Source organism: Chryseobacterium sp. RR2-3-20 (assembly GCF_017808115.1).
Taxonomy (GTDB): Bacteria; Bacteroidota; Bacteroidia; order Flavobacteriales; family Weeksellaceae; genus Chryseobacterium; species Chryseobacterium oryzae.
The window spans coordinates 1-4,231 of the sequence record NZ_JADQBD010000115.1 but is presented as its reverse complement, the minus strand read 5'-3'; the positions used below and the strand labels follow the sequence as shown (position 1 = coordinate 4,231).

Sequence of the window (4,231 nt, the reverse complement as noted above, 5' to 3'; positions counted from 1 at the left end):
AATTTTGAATCCATAAGAAGGTTTTTTTGTTGTCAACCTCAAAGATACTTTGAGTTACTTTAATTCCTTCTTATTTTTTTATTTAGGACGCTATTGATTTCAGACTAATTATTTTCTTTAAGAATCATTTTAAGTCTTAAACTCATTCAAGCAAACTCTTTAATTATTAGAATTTAAAAAAACTTACAGTTCTGCAAATCCGTTTTTCAACGCAAAAATTGCCAAGCCAACTCTTGTTTTTAAACCCAGTTTATCGCAAAGCTGATCTCTGTAACTTTCAACAGTTCTGGGACTACAGTACATTTTCTCAGCAATCTCTTTATAACTGAGTTCTGTTACAGTATAATAAAGAAATTCTTTTTCTCTATCAGAAATCTTTAATTCTTTATCCTCTTTTTCTTCATCATCATTGGTAGAAAAAATAATTTTTGAAGCCCATTCAGGATAATAAAAACCATTGTTGGAAAGACAAACAAGCGCATTTTCCAGATCTTTGGGATGGGTATCTTTAAGCATATAACCTTTAGCTCCGTACTTAATCATTTTTAAAACACTTTTATCATCCTCTTGAATGCTTAGTGCCAATACTTTAATCTCCGGATGTTTCTTATTAAGAAATTGAGCAGTCTCAAAACCATCCATAATGGGCACGCTAACATCCAACAAGATAATATCCGGCTTTTCGGTTATTTTTTCTAATTTCTCGGTAAGAATTTTACCATTTTCAGCTATATCTATAACCGTAAAACCCGAAAAACTATTAATAATCACTTTTAATGCTTTAGCAACAAGTAAATGATCATCTACAACGAAAATTGTCTTTTTCATGATTTCAATAGTTTATTTCAAATAGGATCTTATCATTATTTCCACTTCAATTTCAATACTATTTTTATTGAAAATCTAACAAATTGAAACCAGTACCAAACCCTACCTATTCATAAATAAAGCAAATTCTCTTTAAATATTTTTAAAGTTAGTAATATACTAAAATTTTCTAATATTATTAAGATTTATTATGATTTTATAAAATTAAGTAGTTTCCGAAATAAAGCTATCTAAACAATCTGGAAAAAAACTTAACACTTCTATTGAATAACTTCAGATAATTACTTCAAGACTGTTACATACATTTTAAAGTGATATCAAAAAAATAAGTGCTGTAGACAGAAATCTACAGCACTTATTACAAAAATAATATATGAAAAAAAACTACTTACATATTAGTAGGACGGAAAACCAATCCACTTTCTTCAAAATAATCTAAGGTAATTCTGTCGCCGTCATTCACATTTCCAGCGAGAATTTCTTTGGATAATTTGTTGAGAACTTCCTGCTGAATTACTCTTTTCAAAGGTCTTGCTCCGAAAACTGGATCGTAACCTTTGTTGGTGAGATAATCCAAAGCATCTTGTGTTGCAGTCATAATAATGTTGCGTTTTGCTAACATATCATTGAAACCTCTCAGCTGATATTGAACGATTTTTGCGATTTCTTTTTTTCTTAAAGGCTGGAATAAAACTATTTCATCAATTCTGTTGAGGAATTCCGGACGAAGTGTTTGTTTTAATAAATCAAAAACCTGAATTTTGGTTTTATCAACAATTTCATCTTGGTTTTCTTCTGTGATATTTTCAAAATTCTCCTGAATGATATGCGAACCTAAATTCGAAGTCATAATGATAATCGAGTTTTTGAAATTCACAACTCTACCTTTGTTATCCGTCAATCGTCCGTCATCCAAAACCTGCAACAACGTGTTGAAAACATCAGGATGCGCTTTTTCGATTTCGTCTAAAAGCACTACTGAATAAGGTCTTCTTCTCACGGCTTCCGTCAATTGTCCACCTTCATCATAACCTACATATCCCGGAGGAGCACCAACTAATCTCGAAACACTATGACGCTCCTGATATTCACTCATATCAATTCTCGTCATATTGTTTTCATCATCGAATAAAAACTCCGCTAATGCTTTTGCCAGCTCGGTTTTTCCGACTCCGGTGGTTCCTAAAAACAGGAATGAGCCAATTGGTTTTTTATCATCGCTTAATCCTGCTCTGTTTCTTCGGATTGCATTTGCCACGGCTTCAATGGCTTCTTCCTGACCGACAACTCTATGATGGAGTTCGGTTTCTAGATGTAACAATTTTTCTCTTTCTGATTGAAGAAGTTTGGTTACAGGAATTCCTGTCCATTTTGCAATCACTTCAGAAATGTGCTCAGAAGTTACTTCTTCTTTTATCAATTCATTCTGATGGTTTTGCATTTCCAGTTCAAGTTTCTGCAAAGCATCTTCTTTTTCCTTAATTTTTCCGTACTGGATTTCTGCTACTTTGGCGTAATCTCCAGCTCTTGAAGCTCTTTCCGCTTCTAATTTTAAAGCCTCAATATCTTTTTTAATCTGAGTTAAATCCTCAGATTTTTGTTTTTCTTTCAGCCATTTTGCATTGATTTCATTTCTCTGTTCAGAAATTTTAGCAATATCTTCCTTCAAATGGTCAATTTTCGCCTGATTTCCTTCTCTTGAAATGGCCGCCAATTCAATTTCCAACTGCATCAATCGTCTGTCGAGAACATCCAGCTCTTCTGGTTTTGAATTGATTTCCATTCTCAGTTTAGCCGAAGCTTCATCAATCAAATCAATCGCTTTATCCGGTAGAAATCGGTCTGAAATATATCGTTGAGACATTTCCACTGCCGCAATAATCGCTTCGTCTTTGATTCTTACTTTGTGATGCGCTTCATATTTATCTTTGATACCACGAAGGATCGAAATTGCAGATTCGGTATCCGGTTCTTCAACCATCACTTTCTGGAAACGTCTTTCAAGTGCTTTATCTTTCTCGAAATATTTTTGATATTCATTCAAAGTCGTTGCACCGATCGCTCTTAATTCTCCTCTAGCCAAGGCTGGTTTCAGAATATTTGCCGCATCCATCGCGCCTTCACCGCCTCCGGCTCCAACCAAAGTGTGTATTTCATCGATGAAAAGGATAATCTGTCCGTCTGATTTGATAACCTCATTCACAACAGATTTCAAACGCTCTTCAAACTCACCTTTATATTTTGCACCGGCAATTAAAGCACCCATATCTAAGGAGTACAAAGTTTTATCCTGCAAGTTTTCAGGAACGTCACCATTGATAATTCTGTGGGCAATTCCTTCTGCGATTGCAGTTTTACCAACTCCGGGTTCACCAATCAGAATCGGATTGTTTTTGGTTCTTCTTGAAAGAATTTGTAAAACTCTCCTGATTTCTTCATCACGACCGATTACAGGGTCAAGTTTCCCTTCTGCAGCGAGTTCGTTGAAATTTTTAGCATATTTATTTAAAGACTGATAGGTTTCTTCTGAACTTGCAGAAGTTGCTTTTGAGCCTTTTCTCAATTCTTTGATTCCGCCTTCCAAAAGGTTTTTCGTAACGCCCATATCTTTTAGCATTTTTGAAGCTTCTGAATTGGTTTCTAAAAGTGAAAGCCATAAATGTTCAATCGTTACAAATTCATCGCCCATTTTTTTGGCGATGTTGACCGCATCAAGCAAAACTTTGTTTGCTGATTGTGAAAGATAAATATTTCCTCCCTGAACTTTTGGGAGTTTTTCAAGATTTTCTCTGTTTCGCTCTCTCACCAAAGTGGCATCTGCTTCAGATTTTTTTAATAAGAAAGGCGATATATTTTCATCAACCTGAAAAATTCCTTCAAGTAAATGTTGTGGTTCAATTTGCTGATTACCAAATTCCATTGCGACTTGTTGCGCTGCTTGGATGGCTTCCTGTGATTTTACAGTGTACTGATTTAAATTCATATCTAAGTTTTTGTTTTTTTTGTTGGATTTAAGACATCAGATTTCAGACCAAATGAGCACAATAAATATTAAATTTTCATTGTATTTTTCTAATATCTGATATCCCAAACCGTTTTAATCATTTAATTCGAAAGGTTTATCTCAAAAACCATTCAATTATTGAATTTATATAAAAAAAGGACAAAATTTCCAAAAAATACAATTTGATAGATTTTTTTGTAAGTCAAAATTTCCGATTTTGATGATTTTTTAGCCAAGCTCATAGAAATATATATTCAATTTAAAATGACGTTTAAAAAGTTTTGTCATGTACCAAAATAAGTTGACCTTTTTTGGGTTAAAAATTATTTCAAATATAGTTCAATTTTAGATTTTTCCGGGAATAAAATGTGGAAAAATTTCCTGGGCTTTTCCTTTCGG

2 protein-coding genes are annotated in these 4,231 nt (G+C 33.5%); both read right to left on the bottom strand.

Annotated features, from left to right (window positions below):
* Positions 1 to 183 precede the first annotated feature (183 nt).
* Positions 184 to 828, bottom strand: a complete 645-nt coding sequence (locus tag IV513_RS14950; protein ID WP_209391359.1) for a response regulator transcription factor — start codon at positions 826 to 828, stop codon at positions 184 to 186.
* 388 nt (positions 829 to 1,216) lie between these two features.
* Positions 1,217 to 3,811: an ATP-dependent chaperone ClpB gene (gene clpB, locus IV513_RS14945; protein ID WP_209391358.1), complete on the bottom strand. Its 2,595-nt coding sequence runs from the start codon at positions 3,809 to 3,811 to the stop codon at positions 1,217 to 1,219.
* Positions 3,812 to 4,231: the final 420 nt, after the last annotated feature.